The sequence below is a fragment of the Castellaniella sp. genome (assembly GCF_049651205.1).
Lineage (GTDB): Bacteria > Pseudomonadota > Gammaproteobacteria > Burkholderiales > Burkholderiaceae_B > Castellaniella.
On the sequence record NZ_JBASBR010000004.1, the window covers coordinates 129,340 to 151,186 of the forward strand.

Consider the following 21,847-nt stretch of genomic DNA (forward strand, 5'->3'; position numbering starts at 1 on the left):
GGGTTGTTTATTGAGCTTATCGGATCCGCACCATGTCTCGACGTCTTAACTACTATCAGGCCTCACCCGAGGCGGCAAAAAAGTTCGCAGAATTCAGCCAAACCCTGCACCAGAACCCGTTTCTGGCCAAGATCGGCCACCTGGTCACGCTACGCGCCTCGCAAATCAATGGTTGCGCATTTTGCGTCGACATGCACGTCAAAGAAGGCAAGCTGGCGGGCGAGCGCGAACTGCGCCTGCACCACGTCGCCGTCTGGCGCGAGTCGCCCTTGTTTGATGCCAAGGAAAAAGCCATCTTCGAGTGGACAGAAGCCCTGACGCAACTGCCTGCGCATGGCGTCCCCGAAGAGCTTTACCAACGGGTACGCGCGCAACTCTCCGAAAAAGAGCTCGCAGATCTGTCCTTCCTGATCGTCGCCATCAACGGCTGGAACCGCCTGGGGGTAGGCTTCCAGGCAGAGCCGGGCTCAGCCGACAAACAGTTTGGTCTGGACAAAGCCGGTTTGTCCTGAACCCTGCCCTGACAGTTGCCCACACACTGGATTCAAGCCCAGCGTCTGGGCAGTGCCAGGCCCCTGGCTTTATTTGCGTGATGGATTCTGAGCCTGCGCCAACGCCTGGGCAAGATCCGCCGTCAGGTCGTCGATGTGTTCTACCCCCACCGACATCCGCACAAAATTGGGCTGGATGCCTGCTGCCTGCATATCGGCTTCGGTCATCGAGCTGGCCCACATCGAGGCCGTATGCACGGCCAGGGTTTCGACCCCGCCCAGACTGACTGCCTGCGTAGCCAGCTTAAGCCCGGACACAAAGCGCTGAGTGGCTGCATAGCCGCCTTTTAATGAGTACGCCACAATCGCGCCGAAGCCTTTCATTTGCCGACTGGCCAGCGCATGCTGCGGATGACTCTCCAGCCCCGGATAGAGCACTTCCTCGACCTCGGGCCGGGCTTCCAGCCAACGGGCCACTGCCAGAGCATTGGCATTGATGCGCTCGACGCGCAGTGACAAGGTGCGCAAACCACGCAGCAACAGCCAGGCATCCATGGGCGACAGCACTGCACCCAGCGTGACATGCATTTTCCAGATGGTTTCAGCCAGGGCTTCGCTGCAGCAGATGGCGCCAGCCATGATGTCGCTATGCCCCCCGAGATACTTGGTGGCACTGTGCACCACGATGTCGATACCGAAATCGTGCGGGCGCTGATTAAGCGGTGAGGCAAACGTGTTGTCGGCGACAGTCAGCGCCCCATGTGCCTGGGCGATCGAGGCCACCACTGCCAGATCAGTAATCGACAGGCTGGGGTTGACGGGCGTCTCTACCATGACGAGCCGGGTATTGGGCCGCAGGGCGGCCTTCAGGCTGTCTGGATTGGTCTGATCAAAGAAACTGACTTCAACCCCATAGCGCGTCAGCACCTCTGAAAACAGCTTGGAAGTACTCATATAGTGACGCTGCTGAGCCACCACGTGGTCTCCAGCCTTTAACAGCGCGAGAACGGTGGTGCAGATCGCCCCCATCCCCGAGCCCGTCAGCAAGGCGGTTTCTGTCCCCTCAAGCTGGGCCAGGATGGCCTCGACGTGCTTGTTGACGGGATTGCCGTGACGCGTATAAAAGGTGGCCGGCCGCACCGAAGTGGCCATCTCCGAAAACGCTTCTGCCGATGCCGCCCGGAAAGTAGCACTGTAATGGATCGGCGGCACCACGGCCGAATCATGGTGACAGGCAGCGTCACCATGCAATACAAGGGTTTGCTCCTGCCAGGAAGCAGGATCAGCAACATCGGGCAAATGCGGATTCATGGGAAAAAGGCTCCAGTGCCTGGAAAAGAATCATGATACCGCCCGCGGCGTACCAATCCATAGGCATACAAATGCCGGCCGGCCGATTGCACGTTAGAATTCAGGGTTTACGGACATGCATCTGCCCTGTCGGGCTGTCAGCTGCATCTCTAACCGCCCTTAGCTCAGCTGGATAGAGCAACGGCCTTCTAAGCCGTAGGTCGCAGGTTCGACTCCTGCAGGGCGGGCCAGCGCCTGGGCTGCTTCACTCCGGTCGAAGCACCCCGACGATAGACAGTAGATGGGTTTTCGACACTATCAAGGACACCTCCCATGACTTGGTCGGCAGCGCAATACGCCCTGTTTGAATCCGAACGCACCCGCCCTGTCAGGGATCTGCTGGCCGCGGTGCCCCCCCGTGAAGTTGCCTGGGTAGCCGATCTGGGCTGCGGGCCTGGAAACTCCACCGAAATTCTGCAGCATCTCCACCCGGACGCGGCCATCTGCGGCATTGATTCTTCTGCAAACATGCTGGCAGCCGCCCGCGAACGCTTGCCTGATGTCCGCTTCAAGCAGGCCGACATCGCCACCTGGGATCCCGGGCAGCCCTACGACCTGATCCTGGCCAATGCCTCCTTGCAATGGATCCCCAACCATGCCGCATTGTTTCCCCGGCTGGCTGCGCAGCTGGCCCCGGGTGGCAGCCTGGCCATCCAGATGCCGGACAACCAGCAAGAACCCGTCAAAACCCTGATGCGACAAGTAGCCACCGACCCCCGCTGGTCGGCCCGCATCGGCAACGAACGCAGCACCCAGTTTCCCCAGCATCCAGTGCCCTGGTATTACAACCTGCTGATCGCACACTGCCAACGCGTGGATATCTGGCGCACCGTCTATTGGCACATGCTGCCGAGTGGTGTGGCTGATATTGTGCAATGGTTCAAGGGCAGTGCCCTGCGGCCGTTTCTGGCGCAGTTGTCGCCAGACGAACAAACCGCTTTTCTGGATGCGTACCAACAGGCATTGGTACCGGCATATCCCGCTCAGGCCGATGGATCTGTTTTGTTACCGATCCCCCGCCTCTTTCTGGTCGCGACACGTTAGCCGCCCCGCAGCAGTGCTACAGTTTTGAGCATTGTTTGCCCAAATTAGACTCATGATCATTCCACGTTTTTTAGGCTTTTTGCTTTTACCCGCCCTGTTGTTTGGCCTGTCCACTGTCGTCCACGCCGAGCTTGTACTACGGCTGGGCAACACCCAGGCAGCGCCTGGCACGGCCATCGAACTTCAGGGCCTGCTGGTTAATGACACCGGCAACCCACTGGCCAGCCCCGTGCCCACGACACTGGCCGGTCAGTGGACGGACAGCCAGGGTCATGTCACCCCCGCCCAGTTTCAGTTGCGCACCTCGGCCAACACAACCGACCTGCCCGCCAATACATTTACCAAGATGGTGTGGACAAGCACCGTGCCGGCTGATGCACAAGGCCTGATCACACTAACGGTAAATGGCGCAAACAACACCTTGTTGGCGCTTCAGGTGGGGGACGGCGGCACCACGATTGCACGCGGTACGGGCCTCTCTCCCGAAACCATACCTGCCGGGGAAAGCCTTGCCGAAAGCCCACTGACCGCCGCACCCACGCAACAAACCGCAGCACTTTCGCCCTTTGAGACTTTCCGCAATGCGCTCTCTCCCTACGAGCCCATGTATTTCGCTCTGGGCCACAAGGGCGGGGCCAATGCACGCTTCCAGCTCAGTTTCAAGTACCGACCCTTCAGCCCCACGGATCCGGCTCACCCCGGTTTCATGGATAACTGGTACTTTGGCTACACCCAGACCTCCCTGTGGGATCTGCACTCGGATTCCATCCCCTTCGTGGACACCACCTATAACCCCAGTCTGTTCTGGGCACGCGAATCACTTTGGGATTCTCCGGACAAGCGCTGGACATTTGGCCTGAACACCGGTGTGGAACATAAATCCAACGGCAAGGAGGGCGAGGATTCACGGTCGCTCAACGATTTGTACGTGCAACCCGAAGTCAGCTACCGGCTCGGCAGCGGCAGCCGTATCAGATTCATGCCGCGCATCAAACAATACATTGCCACAGATCGCGACATGGGCTATCAGGATTACCTCGGCTATGTCGACTGGAAAATGCGCTACGAGCAAGACAATGGCCTCGCGCTCTCGGGCCTGTACCGGCAAGGCAGCGAGGGGCACGCCACTCAGATCGAGGCGGCCTGGCCACTTCAACGTACGTTTCTGCACATGAACGGGTATCTGTATCTTCAGTACTTCCAGGGATACGGCGAAACGCTGCTGGGCTACATGCAAAAAAGCGACCCACAAGTTCGTATCGGCATCGCGCTGGTTCCCTGACCCCTGTTCCAGGACACAGTATGTTTACGCAGATCGGTATTTTCATCCTGGCAATGCTGGTGTTTTTAACCGCCAGCCGCACACTGCTGGCCCTGTGGCTGTGGCCGCGTCTGCAAGAAGCCGGGCCATCCCCCTGGATTGTGTTTCGCTGGGGGCTGCGCATCGATCTTAACCAGATCGCCATGTGGGCAGGCGTACCGGCTTTGCTCGCCCCATGGCTGGCCGACCAGCCCATGGCGATTTTTGTCACTGGCCTCTGGCTGCAGCTTGTGTGGCTGGTCTTTGTACTGTTGGAGATCTCCACACCGCAATTCATCCTCGAGTACGACAGCCGCCCCAACCGACTGTACCTTGATTACCTGAAGTACCCAAAAGAAGTGTTCGGGATGCTCTGGAAAGGCTACAAGACGGTATTGGCGGCCGCCGTATTGGCCATGGCGCTGGCTGCCTGGCTGGGTCATATGCTGTTTGCATCGGCCGCCCCCAACATTTTGCCGGCCTGGCCCTGGCGTATCGCCCTGACTCTCCTGGCTGGCGCACTGATCGTGCTAGCCATTCGGGGCACCCTCGGGCACCGCCCCATCAACCCTGCCTCGGTGGCCTGGTGTGGCGACAGCCTGCTTAATACCCTGCCGCTCAACTCCTTTTACAACGTTTTGTTTGCGCTGTACGCCATCAAGAATGAGCGCTCGGCGGCCGATGTGTATGGCAATCTGCCCGACGATCGTCTGCAGGCCCTGGTATGCCAGTTTGCCAACATCCCGCCCGGCCCACCTGATTTGCCCACCTTGCACCACCAACCTGCCAGCCAGCACCCATCACGGCCCAAAAACCTGGTGCTGATCGTGCAGGAAAGCCTGGGGGCCCAATACGTCGGCAATCTGGGCGGTGCCAACCTGACCCCCAACCTGGACAAACTTGCCGCTCAGGGCTGGAACTTCACCCAAGCGTACGCCACAGGTACGCGTTCGGTGCGTGGCCTGGAAGCTGTCACAGCCGGGTTTCCGCCCACCTTGTCTGATGCAGCATTGCGCCTGGCCAATGCACAAAGCAACTTCTTTACCTTGGCCCAGCTGCTGCGCAAGCACGGTTATCGCTCGCGCTTCATATACGGGGGCGAAGCCCATTTTGACAATATGAAAAGCTTTTTTCTGGGCAATGGATTTGACGAGCTACACGATCTGCCCAGCTTCGAGTCACCTGCATTTGTCGGTACCTGGGGTGCCAGCGACGAAGACATGTTCAATAAACTGCATGATCTACTGTCAACCGATACAGACCAACCCACACTGCATCTGGCGTTTTCCGTCAGCAACCACACGCCCTGGGAATACCCGGCCGGCCGCATCGCTGTAGAAGGCGACCCTGCCACGGTACAAAATACGGTTCGCTATGCCGATTGGGCCATCGGCCAGTTTTTTGAGCAGGCCCAGAAAAGTGCCTACTGGGAAGACACTGTCTTTTTGATTGTGGCTGACCATGATTCCCGGGTGGGTGGCGCACAACGCATCCCCTTGCGCCATTTTCATATCCCGGCACTGATCCTTGGTGCAGGCGTACCGGCCATGCAAGACCCCCGAATCATCAGCCAGATTGACCTGCCACCCACGCTGTTATCCCTGATTGGCATCGATGATGCCCACCCAATGATTGGCCACGACCTGACCCAGGACGGCACTGGCGGGCGCGCCATGATGCAGTATGAAGATCACTATGGCTACCTGCAGGAAGACACGCTTGTGGTACTGGAACCACACCAGGAAGCGCTACTTTTCCGCTATACCGCGCCTGATCACTATGCCCCCCTGCCGCAAGACCCTGCCCTGGCGGAAATTGCACTGGCGCACGCGCTGTGGCCATCATGGGCCTATCAGCATCAGGCTCATACGCTGCCCGGGCTCAAACGTCGTGTCACCGAATAACCCGGTAGCTCGTGGTAGAATCTTGCGTTCCTGACACGTCGGGGCGTAGCGCAGCCTGGTAGCGCATCTGCTTTGGGAGCAGAGGGTCGCATGTTCGAATCATGTCGCCCCGACCATCACTAAAAGGACATCATATGTCGTCAACAGCAACTGAAGATCTCGGCAAACTGATTTTACGTCTGGCTCTGGGCATCCTGATTCTGTTGCACGGCCTGGGAAAACTGGGCGGTGGCGTAGGCTGGATCACCGGCATGCTGCAAACTCATGGTATTCCCGGCTTTGTCGCCTATGGCGTCTATATCGGCGAAGTCCTCGCCCCGGTTCTTCTGGTTCTCGGCCTCTGGACGCGTGTCGCAGGCCTGATCGTTGCCGTCAATATGCTGTTTGCCTTTGGTCTGGTGCACTCGGCCGATGCACTTGCGCTGGGTAACAGCGGTGGCTGGGCACTCGAGCTTCAGGGCATGTATTTCTTCAGCGGTATTGCAGTGGCCTTGTTGGGCGCAGGCGCTTACAGCCTGGGTGGCCGCAACGGCCGCTACAACTAAGCCCTGCCAGGAAAATCTGCCGGCAAGCGGTTACCCGGCAGCCGGCAGGCAGATCACGACACAGGCACCCCCCAGGGTGCCTGTTTCCATGTAAGCCCGGCCTCCATACAACTGGGCAAGATCCCTCACAATCGCCAAGCCCAGACCAGAGCCCGGCCTGCGCTCATCGGCCCGCCGACCACGCTCAAACACGGCTTCAATGCGATCGGCGCGTAAGCCAGGGCCATCGTCTTCTACCTTGATTTCAAGCATGTTCTCGTGCTTGCGAGCACTGACTTGTACCCTGTGCCGGGCCCATTTACCCGCATTGTCCAGCACGTTGCCCAGCATCTCTTCAAAATCCTGGGATTCTCCCCGAAACACCAGCAATTCATCCACACCAGACAGATCATATTGCAAGGCCCGATCGGCATGAACCCGTTGCATCACCCGCACCAGGCCCTGCAACAAGGGTGCCACCGGACTGCCTAAGCCTCGTACCCGAATCGCAGCGGCCGCACGCGCCTGTGCCAGGTGGTAATCCACCTGACGGTGTGCCACCTGGATCTGCTCGGAAACCAGTTCTGATAAAGCAGGGTCTTTTACCCTGGCTGCATTGGCCAACACGGCCAGCGGGGTTTTCAGCGCGTGCGCCAGATTGCCGGCCTGCTGACGGGCTCGGTCCAGCGCCTGCTGATTACGGTCAAGGACCTCATTGAAATCCTGCACCAGTGGTTGAACCTCTGTGGGAAACACACCTTCGATGTGGCTGGCCCGGCCCTCTCGCACATCCAGCAAGCGGCGCCTCAGACGTACCAACGGGCTAAGCCCGTAAGACACCTGGGCCCACGCGGCAATGGCCATACCCAGCATCAGAATGCCCAGCGCCAGCGCCAGCATCCGGTTAAAACGGCCAATAGGCTCAGCCCACAGGTGCTGGTCAGCCCCTGCTATCAGCAGAAGCTCATCGTAGGGCCCATCGGCAGGCTGTAGTAACCGGGCGCGCACACGCAGCAGCTGGCCCGACGGGCCTGCTGCTTCGGCGGCAAGATCCTGCCCCATCTGCAAGCCGCTGTATTGCTGAGGTAAGTCGGCATCCCACAACGAGCGCGAGCGCAGAGCCGGCGTGATTTTGCCATCAGCATGCGGCACGGAAACCTGCCAATACAAGCCTGAATACGGCTGGTTGAAACGAGGGTCGCCCGGCAAGGGGCTGAGCGCAATCTGGCCGCCGGCATTTACCTGTAAAACCGCTGTGAGCTGATCCAGATAAATATTAAGTTCGGACTGCAACTGCGCCATGATGTGCTGCCGGAAGAGCTGCTGAATCCCCCATCCGGCAGCCAGCACACTGAGCAACACCCATGCCAGCAAGGCAGCCAGCAGCCTTATCCGCAAAGACTGATATCGTGCGTGCAGGCGCGGTTTCATGTTGGCCCGGCCACCAGACGATAGCCCAGGCCGCGTACGGTCTGAATCAGCTCGGGTGGGATTTTGCGCCGCAAGCGGGCGATGAATACCTCAATGGTATTGGAATCACGGTCGAAATCCTGGGCATAAATATGTTCCACCAACTGGCTGCGTGATACCAGCTCTCCGTGATGCATCATCAGATAGGCCAGCACCCGATACTCATGGCTGGTAAGCTCCAGCGGCTGGCCATCAAGACTGATGCCGGCTTGTCGGGTGTCCAGGAGCAAGGGGCCACAGCGGATATCAGCCGACGCATGGCCGCCCGCCCGGCGCAACAAAGCCCGCACCCGTGCCTGCAATTCTTCGAGATGAAAGGGCTTGGTGAGATAGTCGTCCGCCCCGGCATCAATGCCGCCTACTTTGTCGTGCCAATGATCCCGGGCAGTGAGAATCAGCACCGGAAACACGCGGCCTGCTTCACGCCAGCGTCGCAACACGGATAACCCATCGCGCCCAGGCAAGCCCAGATCCAGAACCACCAGATCGTAGGGCTCTGACAGGCCCTGATGCTCGACATCCAGCCCGTCCGCAGCCGCATCCACCACATATCCGGCAGACTGTAGCGCGGAGGTCAGCTGGGCAGCGAGCACGGGTTCATCCTCAGCCACCAGAAGCCTCATGAACGACCCCTCTTGTGATGCGGGTTGCGCTGCCCCACCCAAAGAATCTTGCCGGTGTGGGCGTCGATTTTCAGTTTGGTCACCCGGCTATTATCCTGCAGGATCTTGAGTTCGTAGATCCATTGGCTTGGGCATGCCTCATCATTTTGGCAGGCTAGCCCCAGATCCTTGCCGTCTTCTTCTTCAAACTCAACCTTGAGCACCTGGCCGGGATATTCAGCTGCCACCATATCCAGAATCTTTTGAAGTGGCAATACCTTACCCATGGCCTGCAGTTGCTCGGCACGGGTACGATCATGATCGTGCGCCTGGGCGGCATTCAGGGCAAAGCCCCCGCCCACGAGCATGACCAGCAGCGAAAAGCCGAGAAGAAATTTGCGTAACACGCGAAGCCCCTTGATAATTCACATGCCTGCAGCATAGCGGGGCAATCATGAACCCCAGGTGAATACCAGCACAGCGGGTTCTGATCAGCAGCACCCGCCAGTGCCTGGGCTTCGGCTATGCCTACCCAAAGCGACCGGTGATGTAGTCTTCGGTTTCCTTGCGCGCCGGTTTCACAAAGATCTGGTCGGTGGGGCCAAACTCCATGAGCTCGCCCAGATACATATAGGCGGTGTAATCCGAGCAGCGTGCGGCCTGCTGCATATTGTGGGTAACAATCACTACCGTGTAATCGTCCTTGAGTTCAGCGATCAACTCTTCGATTTTGGCCGTAGAGATGGGATCCAGTGCCGAACAAGGCTCATCAAGCAACAGGACTTCGGGTTTGATGGCCACGCCCCGTGCAATGCACAGGCGCTGCTGCTGGCCACCAGAGAGCCCGTTGCCGCTTTGCCCCAGCTTGTCTTTTACCTCATCCCACAAGGCTGCCTTGGTGAGTGCCCATTCGACGCGCTCGTCCATTTCGCCTTTGCTGAGGCGTTCGAACAGGCGCACACCAAATGCGATGTTGTCGTAGATACTCATGGGAAACGGCGTGGGCTTCTGAAACACCATCCCCACCTTGGCACGAATCAGGGCAATATCCAGCCGGGAAGTGAGAAGGTTTTCTCCGTCGAGCTCGATTGTGCCTTCGGCACGTTGCCCCGGATACAGCTCGAACATCCGGTTAAAGGTGCGCAACAAGGTAGATTTGCCACAACCCGAAGGCCCGATAAATGCGGTTACCTTGTTTTCGGCGATATCCATATTGATACCGTGCAAGGCCTTGAAAGTGCCGTAATAAAAATCAAGATCACGCACCGCCAGCTTGGTGCGTTCGGTGATAGCAGTATTAAACGATGTCATGAGCGAACCAGGGCAGATTATTTGCGAAACAGGCTACGGGCAATAATGTTGATGGCCAGCACCAGCAAGGTGATCAGAGCAGCCCCGGCCCAGGCCAGGCGGTTCCAGTCTTCGAAGGGGCTGGCGGCATACTGAAAAATCACCACCGGCAGATTGGCAATGGGGGCGTTCATGTTCCAGGACATGAACTGATTATTCAGTGCGGTAAAAAGCAACGGTGCGGTCTCGCCGGCGATCCGGGCGACTGCCAGCAAAATGCCGGTAATAATCCCTGAGCGCGCTGCGCGATAGCAGATGAACACCACCACCCGCCACTGCGGGCAGCCCAAGGCGGCGGCGGCCTCTCGAAGACTGTTGGGCACCAGAGACAGCATGTTGTCGGTGGCGCGCACCACCACCGGAATCACCAGGATTGCCAAGGCAAAAGCACCGGCCCAGCCCGAGTAATGCCCCACTTGAGCCACATACACGGCGTAAATAAACAGGCCGATGACGATGGAGGGAGCCGACAACAGCACATCATTGAGAAAGCGGGTAGCCGGCGCCAGCCAGCCCCGGCGGCCGTATTCTGCCAGATAAGTGCCTGCCAACACCCCAATGGGCGTACCAATCAGGGTACCCACACCCGACATCAACACACTGCCGACAATGGCATTGAGCAGGCCACCCGCGGCACCCGGTGGCGGTGTGCTTTCGAGCAGCAATGTCAGCGACAAGGCGCTGCCACCCTTGATCAGTAACGTGGCAATGATCCAGGCCAGCCAAAACAGACCCGACGCCAGCGCCAGCCCCGACAGCGTCAGCATCAGGCGATTGAATACGCGGCGGCGCCGGTAAATCGGGTTACTGAGAGCGATGGTAGATTCGGAAGCAGGCATGGGCGTCAGTGGTGTGCGCCTTCTTTGCGCGATAGTTGCAGAAGCATGAATTTGGACAGTGCCAGAACCACTGTCGTGATCAAAAACAGGATCAGGCCGAGCTCGAGCAATGCCGATTTTTGTATGCCACCTGCCTCGTTGAACTCGTTGGCCAGTGCCGAGGCAATGGAATTGGACGGGGAAAAGAGGGAATCAGGCAGGTTGAAGGCATTGCCGATCACGAAGGTGACGGCCATGGTTTCTCCGAGGGCGCGCCCAAGGCCCAGCATGATGCCGCCAATGACGCCATGCTTGGTGTATGGCAAGACGACCTTCCAGACTACCTCCCAGGTGGTGCTGCCCAGCGCATAGGCGGATTCTTTCAGCATGGGCGGCACCTGCTCGAACACATCGCGCATCACTGCCGCAATAAACGGTATCACCATGATGGACAGAATAAGCCCCGCCGTAAACAGGCCAATGCCCATTGGCGGGCCCGCAAACAAGGCACCCAATACAGGCACACCTTCAAAGGTGTCGACAATCAGCGGTTGCACATAGGCCTGAAACAAGGGCACAAACACGAACAGCCCCCACATGCCATAAATGATGGACGGAATGGCTGCCAGCATCTCGATGGCGACGCCCAGTGGACGACGCACCCAGGCCGGGGCAAGTTCGGTAAGAAACATCGCAATACCAAACGAGACAGGCACCGCAATCAACAGAGCCAGCAAGGCACTCACCACAGTACCCATCACGGGTACCAGGGCGCCAAACTGTTGCGCGACTGGATCCCAGTTGTTGGTCCAGAGAAACGCCAAGCCATCACGAATCAGCGTCTCGCGGCTGCCATACACCAGCGACGCAAGAATACCTGCCAGCAGGACGAAAACCAGAAACGCAAAGAAGCGTGTGAGGTGCCGGAAACCGGTATCCACCAGCAGGCTTCGGTGTTGATTGATCATGAAGGAGCTTCAAGATTGACGGACTGTTGAAAAAACACACAGACCGCCGAAAGAGGTTGAAAAGTCGTATTTTCCCATAAACCACCGGCCGCAGATGCGCCAGTGGCCAAATCAGGGATCCTGGTGCGGCAAAAGGCCCAAACACGGGCCTTTTGCCAACCAACACTACTTACCGCTTATTTCCAGACAGCTGCGCCGTCCTTGCCATGAATGTCTTGCACCCACATGGCGCGAATCGACTTTGTAACCACATCCGGCAGGGGGACGTAATCGAGTTCGCGGGCCATGTCGGCACCTTCACGCCAGGCCCAGTCGAAGAAGGCCAGCACTTCGTGTGCCTGCTTTGGGTTTTCCTGTGTGCGGGCCATCAAAATGAACGTGGCTGCCGTGACAGGCCAGGAATCAGCACCCGGCTCGTTATTGAGGATCACACCCATACCCGGCGCAGAAGCCCAATCGGCATGCTCTGCCGCAGCGGCAAACGCTTTTTGCGAAGGCTGTACAAACTGACCGTCACGGTTTTGCAGCTGTGTCCAGGCCAAACCATTTTGATGCGCATAGGCGTACTCGACATACCCGATGGAGTTGCCGATCTGGCGCACATAGGCTGCAACACCTTCGTTACCCTTGCCACCCTGGCCAGTGGGCCATTTCACAGACTTGCCAACACCCACGGTGTTTTTCCAATCGCCAGAGACCTGGGCCAGATAGTGCGTCCAGCCGAAGGTTGTGCCCGAACCATCCGCACGGTGCACCACCACAATGCTGTTGGAAGGTAATTTCACATCCGGATTGATCGAGGCAATGGCGGGATCATCCCACTTCTTGATCTTACCCAGGAAGATGTCTGCCACGATAGGGCCTGTCAGCTTGAGCTTACCCGGTTCGATCCCTTTGATATTGACCACCGGCACGGTACCCCCGACCACTGCCGGAAACTGGACCAGCTCGTGTTTTTTCAGGGCATCGGGTTTCATGGGATCGTCTGAAGCACCAAAATCAACCGTTTTGGCGATAATTTGCTGTTGCCCACCACCCGAGCCGATCGACTGGTAGTTGACTCGATTACCAGTGACTTCGTGATATTTTGCAGCCCACTTGGCATAAATGGGATAAGGGAAGGATGCCCCTGCGCCTGTAATGTCAGCGGCCATGGCAGGTGAGCCCGCGGCAGCAGCCAGCAGGCAGCCTGTTGCACATTGAACCAACAAACGTTTTAGCATGTAGAAGACCTTGTATCGTTAATTGAAGGTGACGCGTCTGCTTGTGCGTCAGAACAGCATCTTAAAGACCTTGCATGACAGTTTGATGACAACAAAAGCCAGGACGTCACCTGCGAAGCACTACCCCAGCCGGGCCATCAAGTGCTGGTGCAAATTGACCGGCACCCGGCGGTTGCGCACACGCTGGTAGCGGCCATCCGGCTGTGCCGCCCAGGCCAACTGGTTATCACGCCAGGCAAAGGTAAAGGCTTCGTCAATGACACGCCGCCGTAAGGTTTTGTCCAGCACCGGCACCGCCAGCTCGACGCGCCGCAAAAAATTGCGATCCATCCAGTCGGCTGACGATAAATACAGGGGTTCAGCGCCATCCTGATAAAAATAAAAGACTCGCGAGTGTTCGAGGAAGCGTCCGATGATGGAGCGCACCCGGATGTGTTCTGACAAACCGGGCACCCCAGCCTGCAAGGCACAGGCGCCACGCACAATCAGATCTATGCGCACCCCTGCCTGGCTGGCCTCGTAAAGGGCCTGGATGACGGTGGGCTCCAGCAGCGAATTCATCTTCGCGCGAATCCGGGCACGCTTGCCTGCCTGGGCAAACGCCGTTTCGGAGTGGATCAGCTCGAGCACAGTATCGTGCAGCGTAAAAGGTGACTGCAACAGAAGCTTGAGTTCGCGTCGCGCCCCCAGCCCCGTCAGCAAGGAAAACACCTGATCCATGTCCTCGCAAATCGCCTGGTTGGCAGTCAGCAGCCCAAAATCAGTGTATAGCTTGGCGGTTCGGGGATGATAGTTGCCTGTGCCCAGATGCCCATAGCGCCGGATCCGGCCTTCTTCTCGACGCAGAACCAACGCCATCTTGGCGTGCGTCTTGTGCCCCACCACCCCGTAGCTGACATGGGCGCCGACTTCTTCGAGGCGTGCAGCCCAGTTGATATTGGTTTGTTCATCAAAACGGGCCATGAGCTCGACCACCACGGTGACTTCCTTGCCTGCCCGCGCGGCGGACAGCAGCAAGCTCATGAGCTCGGAGTCTTCGCCAGTGCGATAAATGGTTTGCTTGATTGCCACCACTTGGGGGTCCACCGCCGCAGCACGCAGAAACATCAGCACCGGCTGAAACGATTGATAGGGGTGATGAAGGAGGTGATCGCGCTCGGCCAATGCCGCAAACATGGCCTCCGGGCGTTCGAGATCGCCATCAAAGGGAGCCGGGATGCGGGGCCTGAACACCGGGTATTCGAGATCCGGACGATTGGCCCGCGTGCACAACTGCATCAGGCGCGAGAGGTTGACAGGCCCATTGACGCGATACGTATCGGCGATGCCCAGGTTGAACTCTCTTTGCAGAAACAGTTCGAGATCCGGCGGCATCGCATGGGCAATTTCAAGACGCACAGAGGCACCAAAATTGCGCTGCGAGAGCTCGCCTTGCAGCGCCAGACGCAGATTGGTAATTTCTTCTTCGTCGACGAAGAGGTCGCTGTTGCGCGTGACGCGCCACTGATAACAACCCTGAACGTCCATGCCCGGGAAAAGATCACCCACAAATGCATTGATCAAGGTGGTGAGCAGCATGAAACCATCAGAAATCCCGGAGATCTCGGAGGGTACCTTGATCATGCGCGGCAACGCCCGCGGCGCCTGAACAATGGCGATATGCCCTTCGCGCCCAAACGCGTCCTCGCCGCTCAGGGACACAATGAAGTTCAGGCTTTTGTTATAGACGCGTGGAAACGGATGGGCTGGATCCAGGCCAATAGGTGTCAGCAATGGCTGCACATCGCGCAGGAAAACGCCATAGGCCCATTCGCGCTGCAGATCCGTCCAGCCGGTGGAATACACCAACCCCACCCCGCACTCCATCAACTTGGGCATCACCTCACCGGTCAGCAAGCGATTTTGGCGGTCGACCAGGGTATGGGCTGCCCGTTGCACGCGTTCGAAGGCTCCGGCGGGCGTGAGCCCATCGACGCCGGTCAGTTCGGGGGTTTGCCGCTGCTGCTCTTTGAGGCTGGCCATCCGGATTTCGAAAAATTCATCCAGATTTGACCCCACGATACACAGATACCGCAGCCGCTCCAGTGGCGGTACGTCCGGGCGCTCTGCCATGGACAGCACGCGTTCGTTGAATTTGAGAACGGAAAGCTCACGATTGAGCAAAGGTGGCGGGGTCTGTACGCCGTGCATGAGGGGGACTCCAAAGCCTGTCATGTGCAGACCACTATAATCGCACAGTGTGACATTCTCAGGTAAGGGCATGGACAACCTTCTGGCTTCCATCGACCTCGGTTCCAATACGTTTCGGCTCTCCATCGGGCGCATCGTGCGCCACGGGGATTCGGTTCAGTTATATACCGAAGACCGACTGCGCGAACTCGTCGCCCTGGCCAACGGCATGGATGAGCACCAGCGCATCACGCCAGAGACCGTGGCACAGGCCATCGCCGCACTCAAGCGATTCGGCGAGCGGCTGCAGGGGTTTTCTCCCGCCAACGTCCGCGCAGTCGCCACCAACACGTTTCGCGTGGCACGCAATGCCGCCGAGATCCTGCCCGCAGCCGAACAGGCACTCGGCTTTCCGATCGAGGTGATTTCCGGCCAAGAAGAAGCCCGCCTGATCTACCTCGGCGTCATCCAGGATCTACCTCCAACAGAGCACCGCCGGCTGGTCATCGATATCGGCGGGGGCTCCACTGAATTCATCATTGGCAAAGGGCATACTCCCCTGCAACTGGCCTCCCTGCAGTTGGGCTGCACCACCTGGACACGACGTTTTTTTGGCACCGGACACATCACTCGCACACGCATGCAGCGCGCCATCGTGGCCGCCCGCAGTGTCCTCGAAGGCATTGCGCGGCCTTACCGCCTGATGGGCTGGGATGAAGCGTATGGCTCGTCTGGCACAGCCAAAGGTTTACTGGCGGTTCTGCTTGAAAACGGCTTCAGCCAGCAGGGCATCACGCTGGAGGGCATGGAGAAACTCAGTCAGGCACTGATCCAGGCCGGCGAAGTCCGGCTCCAGGATTGGGCAGGCCTTAAAGCCGAACGCGCACCCGTGCTGGCCGGAGGGCTGGCGATCATGATCGCCAGCTTCCAGGAACTCGGTATCACGCAGATGGATGCCGGCGATGGTGCCCTGCGTGTGGGGGTACTGCACGATCTGCTGGGCCGCGATCTCCATCAGGATCAGCGTGACGCCACAGTCAGGCAAATGAGCCACCGCTATCAGGTGGATGGCAGTCAGGCAGAGGCAGTTCGACAAATGGCTCTGGCGCTATTTGACCAGCTGCAGCTGGATGACACACAGCCGCAGATCATCGAGCAGCGCAAGGCGCTAGGCTGGACTGCACAACTGCATGAGATCGGCCTGGCTATTGCCCGTAACGATTACCACAAGCACGGCGCGTATATTTTGCAGCACGCCGACATGCCGGGCTTTTCGCATGATGACCAACAACAATTGGCCTTTTTGGCCCTGGGCCAGCATGGCCGGTTGGCCAAGGTGCGCCACTTCGAGCCCACGCGTATTCAGTGGCTAACCCTGTTCTGCCTGCGTCTGGCTGTCCTGGTATTGCGTCGCCGTGAACCTCTCGAAACCCTGCCCTTCAAGATGCAGGCGCTGGAGCAGGCCTTGCATCTGAGGGTTGATGAAGGCTGGCTGGACAAGCACCCACTGAGCGGCTTCCTGCTCAAGGGCGAAATCGAAGTCTGGCGCAAAGCAGGGTTTACGCTTGACGTTGTGTAATCATCAGGCAAAGACAATCGCCGGAGATCCCGCGTTCAAGGGGCGTTCAAAGCCCTGACACACCGGCTAACACAAACCAAAATGACGCCGATAGCGGGCATCCAGCCATTGCAGATCCAGCAGGATCGGAAAATCCGCGGTACTGAAATCGGGATCCCAGGCTGGTGCGCCGCAAATGGTGGCGCCTACCTTTAGATATCCCTTGATAAGGGGCGGAACGCGGGCCGGTTGGGTTTGGCACAAAGCTGTCAGGGGATAAGGATGCAAAGGCTTGATCTGTGGCACATCTGGCCGGCGTGCCATCAAAGCCTGTGCCTGGCGCCAGACCTCAGAGGCAACCACACCATCGTCGCGCACACTGACACTGGCACAGCCCAGCATATAGCGGTAGCCCCCCTGCACCATCACCTGCGCCAGCGCCGTCCATAACAGCATGATGGCTGTCCCGTGGCGATACTCGGCATCAATGCACGAACGTCCGACTTCGACCAGCAGCGAGCGCTCGGCCTGCAAGGGTGCCAGGTTGAATTCTGACTCAGAGTAATAACGGCCTGCCTGCCTAGCCGCTTCAGGGGTTAGCAGACGATATGTTCCCACCACCCGATTACTGCGAGTATCGCGCACCATAAAGTGAATGCACCAGGGATCAAACTCGTCGACATCGCGGTCGCCTACCGCCTGAGGAAAATGCACACCCAAATCTTCGGTAAACACTCGAAATCGCAAACGTTGCAAATCGTGTAATTGTTCGGGGGTGCGCGCAATGCTGAGCGACAGCCCCGCGGCCTCAACGCCTGGCCAGTTGATATGCTGCATGGGCACTGGAGGCGGCAAGCCGTAAGGCCCGGCTACGTGGCCGGGCAAGGGCGCGCAATCGGGCGGGACCGACTGCCGTAAAACCAAAAGTGCGTTATGGGCCATAACAATCAGCTGAGTTTGACAGCCACCAACTGACGCACGCCTTCTTCAGCCAGCGCAGGGTCGTCGGCTTCTACCATCAAACGTAATTTGGGCTCGGTGCCCGAGGCTCGAATTAAAACGCGGCCGTGTTCTCCCAAAGACTGCTGCACTGCAGTGGATGCCGCCTGCAACCCCGCATGGGTTTTCCAGTTGACGCCCGGTGCAAGGGGAACATTGACCATTTTTTGCGTATACAGCGTGAGATCAGCGACCAGCGCAGACAAGGTGCTTGCCGCTCGTTGCATGGCCGCCAATACCTGCAGCGCAGCCACAATGCCATCACCCGTGGTGTGCAGATCCAGACACAATAAATGCCCGGAGCTCTCGCCACCATACAGCCATCCGTGCTCGCGCAGGCGCTCAAGGACGTAACGGTCGCCCACCTGTGCGCGCTCGAAGGGGATGCCAAGTTCTTTAAGGCGGCGCTCAAGACCAAAGTTGGTCATGAGTGTACCCACGACACCGTCGATGGGATGAATTTTAGCCCGATCGCACACAATGGCATAGAGCAGCTCGTCGCCATTAAACAAACGCCCGGTATTGTCAACCATCTGCAGCCGGTCGGCATCACCATCCAGCGCGATACCGAGATCGGCCCCCTGGGCGGCGACAGCCGCGGCCAGGGTTTCCGGATGTGTGGCGCCCACGTTTTCGTTGATATTGAAGCCATCGGGCTCGCAACCGATGACGCTGACATCAGCCCCAAGCTCGCGAAACACATGGGGCGCAATGTGATAAGCCGCACCGTTAGCAGCATCTACCACAATTTTCAACCCTTGAAGATCCAGCTCGTTAGGATAGGTGCTTTTGCAAAATTCGATATAACGCCCGGCGGCGTCGTTGATGCGCCGGGCACGCCCCAGACCGGCAGAATCTGCACAACCTACGGGCTGCTCGAGCATGGCTTCGATTTCTGCTTCAGTTTCATCAGGCAACTTGGCACCCGAAGATGAAAAAAACTTGATGCCGTTATCATAATGCGGGTTGTGTGACGCACTGATGACAATGCCCGCCGCCAGCCGCCAGGCACGCGTGAGGTAAGCCACTGCCGGCGTGGGGATTGGCCCGGCCAGCAGAACATCCACGCCCGCAGCCGACAAGCCGGCTTCGAGGGCAGACTCAAGCATATAGCCGGAAATCCGGGTGTCCTTGCCAATTACCACGGTGGGTCGGCCTGCGGTCTGCGCATCACGCGCCAACACGCGGCCCGCAGCGTATCCCAAACGCAGGGCAAACTCGGCATTGATGCGCTCGCCTCCAACAACGCCCCGGACGCCGTCCGTACCGAAATATTTGCGTGCACTCATGCACGAGCTCCTTGTTCTATAGCTGCCCAAACCTGTAAGGCACCCACTGTATCGGCCACATCATGAACACGCAGAATATGCGCACCCCGAGCCGCTGCTGCCAATGCTGCCGCCACACTGCCCCCCAGACGATCTGGCGCCGGTCGGCCAGTAATCGCGCCAATCATGGATTTACGCGATACGCCGATGAGACTGGGATATTGCTGCCCCATCACCTGCGGCAACTGATTCAGTAAGGCGTAATTGTGCGCCACTGTCTTGCCAAAGCCAAACCCAGGATCGAGCACGATCCGGTTGGCGCCTACCCCTGCCGCCAGCAGACGCCGGGCACCGGCCTGAAGATAATCGTGGACCTCGCGAACAACATCTGTATACACGGGATCTTGCTGCATGGTGCGGGGCTGGCCCTGCATATGCATCAGACACAGCGCACATTGGGTATCCCGCACCGCCTGCACCGCCGCATCGCTGGCAAAACCCGCAATATCGTTGATCATGTCAGCAGCACCTGACGCAATGGCCGCATGCATCACCTCGGGCTTGCAGGTATCCACCGACAGCGGCACACCGCAGTCGCGCAGGCCCTCAAGTACCGGCAGCACGCGCTGCAATTCATCAGGTACAGACACCGCTTGTGCACCAGGGCGCGTGGACTCCCCGCCAATATCCAGGATATCCGCCCCCTCTTGCACCAGCTTGAGCCCGTGGGCGATGGCCTGATCCGTTTTGAAGTGGGCGTTGCCATCCGAGAAGGAATCCGGGGTGACATTGACAATCCCCATGACCAGCGGGCGTTTCAGCACCAGCTGAAAACGCCCGCATTGCAGTGTTGCATGCATACGAGAACCGCTCGATATTAGACTGGCGTGGCTGCCGGGCCCTTATCCGGATTGGCCGCCGGTTGGCCGGCCGAAGGCGGCGTATGCGACGCATCGTTATCGGATGACGGAGGATGAGGTGCCCGCGGAGGCCTGCCCTCCATGATGTCGTTGATCTGCTCGGCGTCGATGGTTTCCCACTCGAGCAAGGCCTTGGCCATAGCGTGCATTTTGTCCTGATTGGACTCGATCAGATTGCGGGCCACCTGGTATTGTTCGTCGATAATGCTGCGAATCTCGGCATCCACCTTTTGCATGGTGGATTCTGAGACATGCGTGGTTTTGGTGACACTGCGACCCAGGAAGACTTCGCCTTCGTTTTCGGCATAAACCACTGGCCCGAGGGAGTCGGTCATGCCGTAACGGGTAACGATATCCCGCGCAATAGCCGTGGCGCGTTCGAAGTCGTTGGACGCGCCGGTGGTCATTTGGTCCATGAAGACTTCTTCGGCAATACGCCCGCCAAACAACACCGCAATGGTATTGAGAAGGCGTTCTTTATCCATGCTGTAGCGGTCGCCTTCGGGCAACTGCATGGTCACGCCCAGGGCACGCCCGCGCGGAATAATGGTGACTTTATGTACTGGGTCTGTTTTGGGCAGCATGCGCGCCACCAAGGCGTGACCAGACTCGTGGTAAGCCGTGTTACGACGTTCTTCTTCGGGCATGATCATCGAGCGGCGTTCTGCCCCCATGATGATCTTGTCTTTGGCTTTCTCAAGATCCTGCATGCCTACGGTACGGCCATTGCGCCGCGCAGCAAACAAGGCCGCCTCGTTGATCAGGTTTGCCAGATCGGCCCCCGAGAACCCAGGCGTACCACGTGCCAGCACGTTGGCATCGACGTCCTGGGCAATGGGCACCTTGCGCATGTGCACCTTGAGAATTTGCTCACGCCCACGGATATCCGGCAGCGAGACCACCACCTGGCGGTCGAAGCGACCAGGACGCAGCAAAGCTGGATCCAGGACGTCAGGCCGGTTGGTGGCTGCAACCACCAGAACACCCTGGCCGGTTTCAAAACCGTCCATCTCGACCAGCAACTGGTTGAGGGTTTGCTCGCGCTCGTCGTTGCCGCCGCCCAGGCCTGCGCCCCGCTGACGACCCACGGCATCAATTTCATCAATAAAGATAATGCAAGGAGATTGCTTTTTTGCGTTTTCGAACATGTCGCGCACGCGGGCAGCGCCCACGCCGACAAACATTTCGACGAAGTCGGAACCCGAGATACTGAAAAACGGCACCTTGGCCTCGCCGGCAATGGCCTTGGCCAGCAGCGTTTTACCGGTACCCGGGGGGCCAACCATCAACACGCCACGCGGGATACGACCACCCAGGCGCTGAAACTTGGTGGGATCACGGAGGAAGTCGACGAGCTCTTGCACGTCTTCTTTGGCTTCATCGCACCCGGCAACATCAGCGAACGTGATGTTGTTGTTGTTTTCATCGAGCATGCGCGCACGGGACTTGCCAAAGCTGAAGGCACCTCCCTTGCCGCCACCCTGCATTTGACGCATGAAGAAAATCCATACGCCGATAAGTAACAGCATGGGGAACCAGGAGATGAACAGGCTGGTAAGCAGGGAAGGCTCTTCGCGGGCCTTGCCCGACACTTGCACGCCATCCTTGACCAGCTCGGGCACCATCCAGAGATCGCCAGGAGACGTCAGGCTATAGGCACGGCCTGACTCGGGTGTGACATACAGGGTATCGCCCTGGATATCCACCTTGTTGATACGACCGGCACGGGCGTCGTTCATGAATTGCGTGTAGGTGACTGCATCGCTGCTGGTGGTTGGGCGTCCGTCAAACTGTTTGAACACCGTAAAGAGCACCAGCGCAATCACCAGCCAAACCGCAATCTTGGAAAACGAGTTGTTCAAAACAGATCTCCTGGGTTTTGCTGCTGC

The 21,847-nt window shown here is 58.5% G+C and carries 19 protein-coding genes and 2 tRNA genes; 8 read left to right on the plus strand and 13 right to left on the minus strand.

Annotation, left to right across the window (positions count from 1 at the left end; all coding sequences use genetic code 11):
- Positions 1–32: 32 nt before the first annotated feature.
- The gene (locus WA928_RS01760) at positions 33–512 is read left to right on the plus strand and encodes a carboxymuconolactone decarboxylase family protein (protein WP_424298765.1); all 480 of its coding nucleotides are present in this window, start codon (positions 33–35) and stop codon (positions 510–512) included.
- Between the two features lie 69 nt (positions 513–581).
- Here the strand turns inward: WA928_RS01760 and WA928_RS01765 are convergent, their stop codons facing one another.
- A complete protein-coding gene (locus tag WA928_RS01765) occupies positions 582–1,802 on the minus strand; it encodes a trans-sulfuration enzyme family protein (RefSeq protein ID WP_424298768.1) in 1,221 nt (406 codons plus the stop codon).
- Positions 1,803–1,955: 153 nt separating this feature from the next.
- On the opposite strand from WA928_RS01765, the gene WA928_RS01770 reads away from it, so the two are divergent.
- The 6 genes from WA928_RS01770 (at position 1,956) to WA928_RS01795 (ending at position 6,634) form a co-directional block, all read left to right on the plus strand.
- A tRNA-Arg gene (locus tag WA928_RS01770) sits at positions 1,956–2,032 on the plus strand.
- A gap of 82 nt (positions 2,033–2,114) precedes the next feature.
- Positions 2,115–2,885, plus strand: coding sequence for a trans-aconitate 2-methyltransferase (gene tam, locus WA928_RS01775; protein ID WP_424298771.1), 771 nt, complete (start codon positions 2,115–2,117; stop codon positions 2,883–2,885).
- Positions 2,886–2,937: 52 nt separating this feature from the next.
- Positions 2,938–4,167: a phospholipase A gene (locus tag WA928_RS01780; RefSeq protein ID WP_424298774.1), complete on the plus strand. Its 1,230-nt coding sequence runs from the start codon at positions 2,938–2,940 to the stop codon at positions 4,165–4,167.
- A 20-nt stretch (positions 4,168–4,187) separates the two neighbouring features.
- Positions 4,188–6,089 (plus strand): LTA synthase family protein, encoded by a 1,902-nt coding sequence (locus WA928_RS01785; RefSeq protein ID WP_424298777.1) that lies wholly within the window; start codon positions 4,188–4,190, stop codon positions 6,087–6,089.
- A gap of 39 nt (positions 6,090–6,128) precedes the next feature.
- Positions 6,129–6,205, plus strand: a tRNA-Pro gene (locus WA928_RS01790).
- A gap of 18 nt (positions 6,206–6,223) precedes the next feature.
- Positions 6,224–6,634, plus strand: a complete 411-nt coding sequence (locus WA928_RS01795) for a DoxX family protein (protein ID WP_424298780.1) — start codon at positions 6,224–6,226, stop codon at positions 6,632–6,634.
- A gap of 30 nt (positions 6,635–6,664) precedes the next feature.
- On the opposite strand, the gene WA928_RS01800 is transcribed toward WA928_RS01795, so the two are convergent.
- The 8 genes from WA928_RS01800 to ppk1 all read right to left on the minus strand — a co-directional run bounded on the left by WA928_RS01800 (position 6,665) and on the right by ppk1 (position 15,234).
- A complete protein-coding gene (locus tag WA928_RS01800; RefSeq protein WP_424298782.1) occupies positions 6,665–8,044 on the minus strand; it encodes a sensor histidine kinase in 1,380 nt (459 codons plus the stop codon).
- Positions 8,041–8,706, minus strand: a complete 666-nt coding sequence (locus WA928_RS01805; RefSeq protein WP_424298785.1) for a response regulator — start codon at positions 8,704–8,706, stop codon at positions 8,041–8,043. The genes WA928_RS01800 and WA928_RS01805 overlap by 4 nt, the downstream gene beginning before the upstream one ends.
- Positions 8,703–9,092 (minus strand): PepSY domain-containing protein, encoded by a 390-nt coding sequence (locus tag WA928_RS01810; protein WP_424298788.1) that lies wholly within the window; start codon positions 9,090–9,092, stop codon positions 8,703–8,705. Before WA928_RS01810 ends, WA928_RS01805 begins: the two co-directional genes overlap by 4 nt.
- 121 nt (positions 9,093–9,213) lie before the next feature.
- Positions 9,214–9,996, minus strand: a complete 783-nt coding sequence (gene pstB, locus WA928_RS01815) for a phosphate ABC transporter ATP-binding protein PstB (RefSeq protein WP_417251586.1) — start codon at positions 9,994–9,996, stop codon at positions 9,214–9,216.
- Positions 9,997–10,013: 17 nt separating this feature from the next.
- A complete protein-coding gene (gene pstA / locus WA928_RS01820) occupies positions 10,014–10,874 on the minus strand; it encodes a phosphate ABC transporter permease PstA (RefSeq protein WP_424298791.1) in 861 nt (286 codons plus the stop codon).
- Positions 10,875–10,879: 5 nt separating this feature from the next.
- Positions 10,880–11,821, minus strand: coding sequence for a phosphate ABC transporter permease subunit PstC (pstC, locus tag WA928_RS01825; RefSeq protein ID WP_424298794.1), 942 nt, complete (start codon positions 11,819–11,821; stop codon positions 10,880–10,882).
- A 176-nt stretch (positions 11,822–11,997) separates the two neighbouring features.
- The gene (gene pstS, locus WA928_RS01830) at positions 11,998–13,044 is read right to left on the minus strand and encodes a phosphate ABC transporter substrate-binding protein PstS (RefSeq protein ID WP_424298797.1); all 1,047 of its coding nucleotides are present in this window, start codon (positions 13,042–13,044) and stop codon (positions 11,998–12,000) included.
- A gap of 120 nt (positions 13,045–13,164) precedes the next feature.
- On the minus strand, positions 13,165–15,234 hold the full coding sequence (gene ppk1 / locus WA928_RS01835) for a polyphosphate kinase 1 (RefSeq protein WP_424298800.1): 2,070 nt from the start codon (positions 15,232–15,234) through the stop codon (positions 13,165–13,167).
- A 70-nt stretch (positions 15,235–15,304) separates the two neighbouring features.
- Here ppk1 and WA928_RS01840 point away from each other — a divergent pair, with 70 nt between their 5' ends.
- Positions 15,305–16,792 carry an exopolyphosphatase gene (locus tag WA928_RS01840; protein WP_424298803.1) on the plus strand — a complete coding sequence of 496 codons (1,488 nt, stop codon included), beginning with the start codon at positions 15,305–15,307 and terminating at the stop codon, positions 16,790–16,792.
- 66 nt (positions 16,793–16,858) lie between these two features.
- Here WA928_RS01840 and WA928_RS01845 read toward each other — a convergent pair whose 3' ends face one another.
- The 4 genes from WA928_RS01845 to ftsH form a co-directional block, all read right to left on the minus strand.
- A complete protein-coding gene (locus tag WA928_RS01845) occupies positions 16,859–17,608 on the minus strand; it encodes a GNAT family N-acetyltransferase (protein ID WP_424299574.1) in 750 nt (249 codons plus the stop codon).
- 110 nt (positions 17,609–17,718) lie between these two features.
- Positions 17,719–19,059, minus strand: coding sequence for a phosphoglucosamine mutase (gene glmM, locus WA928_RS01850; RefSeq protein ID WP_424298806.1), 1,341 nt, complete (start codon positions 19,057–19,059; stop codon positions 17,719–17,721).
- A complete protein-coding gene (gene folP / locus WA928_RS01855) occupies positions 19,056–19,898 on the minus strand; it encodes a dihydropteroate synthase (RefSeq protein ID WP_424298809.1) in 843 nt (280 codons plus the stop codon). The genes glmM and folP overlap by 4 nt, the downstream gene beginning before the upstream one ends.
- Positions 19,899–19,915: 17 nt before the next feature.
- Positions 19,916–21,820 (minus strand): ATP-dependent zinc metalloprotease FtsH, encoded by a 1,905-nt coding sequence (gene ftsH / locus WA928_RS01860; RefSeq protein WP_424298812.1) that lies wholly within the window; start codon positions 21,818–21,820, stop codon positions 19,916–19,918.
- Positions 21,821–21,847: the final 27 nt, after the last annotated feature.

What these genes read in the sequence shown, in the direction of transcription:
- WA928_RS01785 (WP_424298777.1), top strand. Translation starts at nt 4,188, where the DNA reads ATGTTTACGCAGATCGGTATTTTCATCCTGGCAATGCTGGTGTTTTTA.
- WA928_RS01805 (WP_424298785.1), bottom strand. Translation starts at nt 8,706, where the DNA reads ATGAGGCTTCTGGTGGCTGAGGATGAACCCGTGCTCGCTGCCCAGCTG.
- folP (WP_424298809.1), bottom strand. Translation starts at nt 19,898, where the DNA reads ATGCATGCAACACTGCAATGCGGGCGTTTTCAGCTGGTGCTGAAACGC.
- ppk1 (WP_424298800.1), bottom strand. Translation starts at nt 15,234, where the DNA reads ATGCACGGCGTACAGACCCCGCCACCTTTGCTCAATCGTGAGCTTTCC.
- WA928_RS01800 (WP_424298782.1), bottom strand. Translation starts at nt 8,044, where the DNA reads ATGAAACCGCGCCTGCACGCACGATATCAGTCTTTGCGGATAAGGCTG.
- glmM (WP_424298806.1), bottom strand. Translation starts at nt 19,059, where the DNA reads ATGAGTGCACGCAAATATTTCGGTACGGACGGCGTCCGGGGCGTTGTT.
- pstC (WP_424298794.1), bottom strand. Translation starts at nt 11,821, where the DNA reads ATGATCAATCAACACCGAAGCCTGCTGGTGGATACCGGTTTCCGGCAC.
- WA928_RS01765 (WP_424298768.1), bottom strand. Translation starts at nt 1,802, where the DNA reads ATGAATCCGCATTTGCCCGATGTTGCTGATCCTGCTTCCTGGCAGGAG.
- WA928_RS01795 (WP_424298780.1), top strand. Translation starts at nt 6,224, where the DNA reads ATGTCGTCAACAGCAACTGAAGATCTCGGCAAACTGATTTTACGTCTG.
- pstS (WP_424298797.1), bottom strand. Translation starts at nt 13,044, where the DNA reads ATGCTAAAACGTTTGTTGGTTCAATGTGCAACAGGCTGCCTGCTGGCT.
- WA928_RS01845 (WP_424299574.1), bottom strand. Translation starts at nt 17,608, where the DNA reads ATGCAGCATATCAACTGGCCAGGCGTTGAGGCCGCGGGGCTGTCGCTC.
- tam (WP_424298771.1), top strand. Translation starts at nt 2,115, where the DNA reads ATGACTTGGTCGGCAGCGCAATACGCCCTGTTTGAATCCGAACGCACC.
- WA928_RS01780 (WP_424298774.1), top strand. Translation starts at nt 2,938, where the DNA reads ATGATCATTCCACGTTTTTTAGGCTTTTTGCTTTTACCCGCCCTGTTG.
- WA928_RS01760 (WP_424298765.1), top strand. Translation starts at nt 33, where the DNA reads ATGTCTCGACGTCTTAACTACTATCAGGCCTCACCCGAGGCGGCAAAA.
- WA928_RS01840 (WP_424298803.1), top strand. Translation starts at nt 15,305, where the DNA reads ATGGACAACCTTCTGGCTTCCATCGACCTCGGTTCCAATACGTTTCGG.
- pstB (WP_417251586.1), bottom strand. Translation starts at nt 9,996, where the DNA reads ATGACATCGTTTAATACTGCTATCACCGAACGCACCAAGCTGGCGGTG.
- pstA (WP_424298791.1), bottom strand. Translation starts at nt 10,874, where the DNA reads ATGCCTGCTTCCGAATCTACCATCGCTCTCAGTAACCCGATTTACCGG.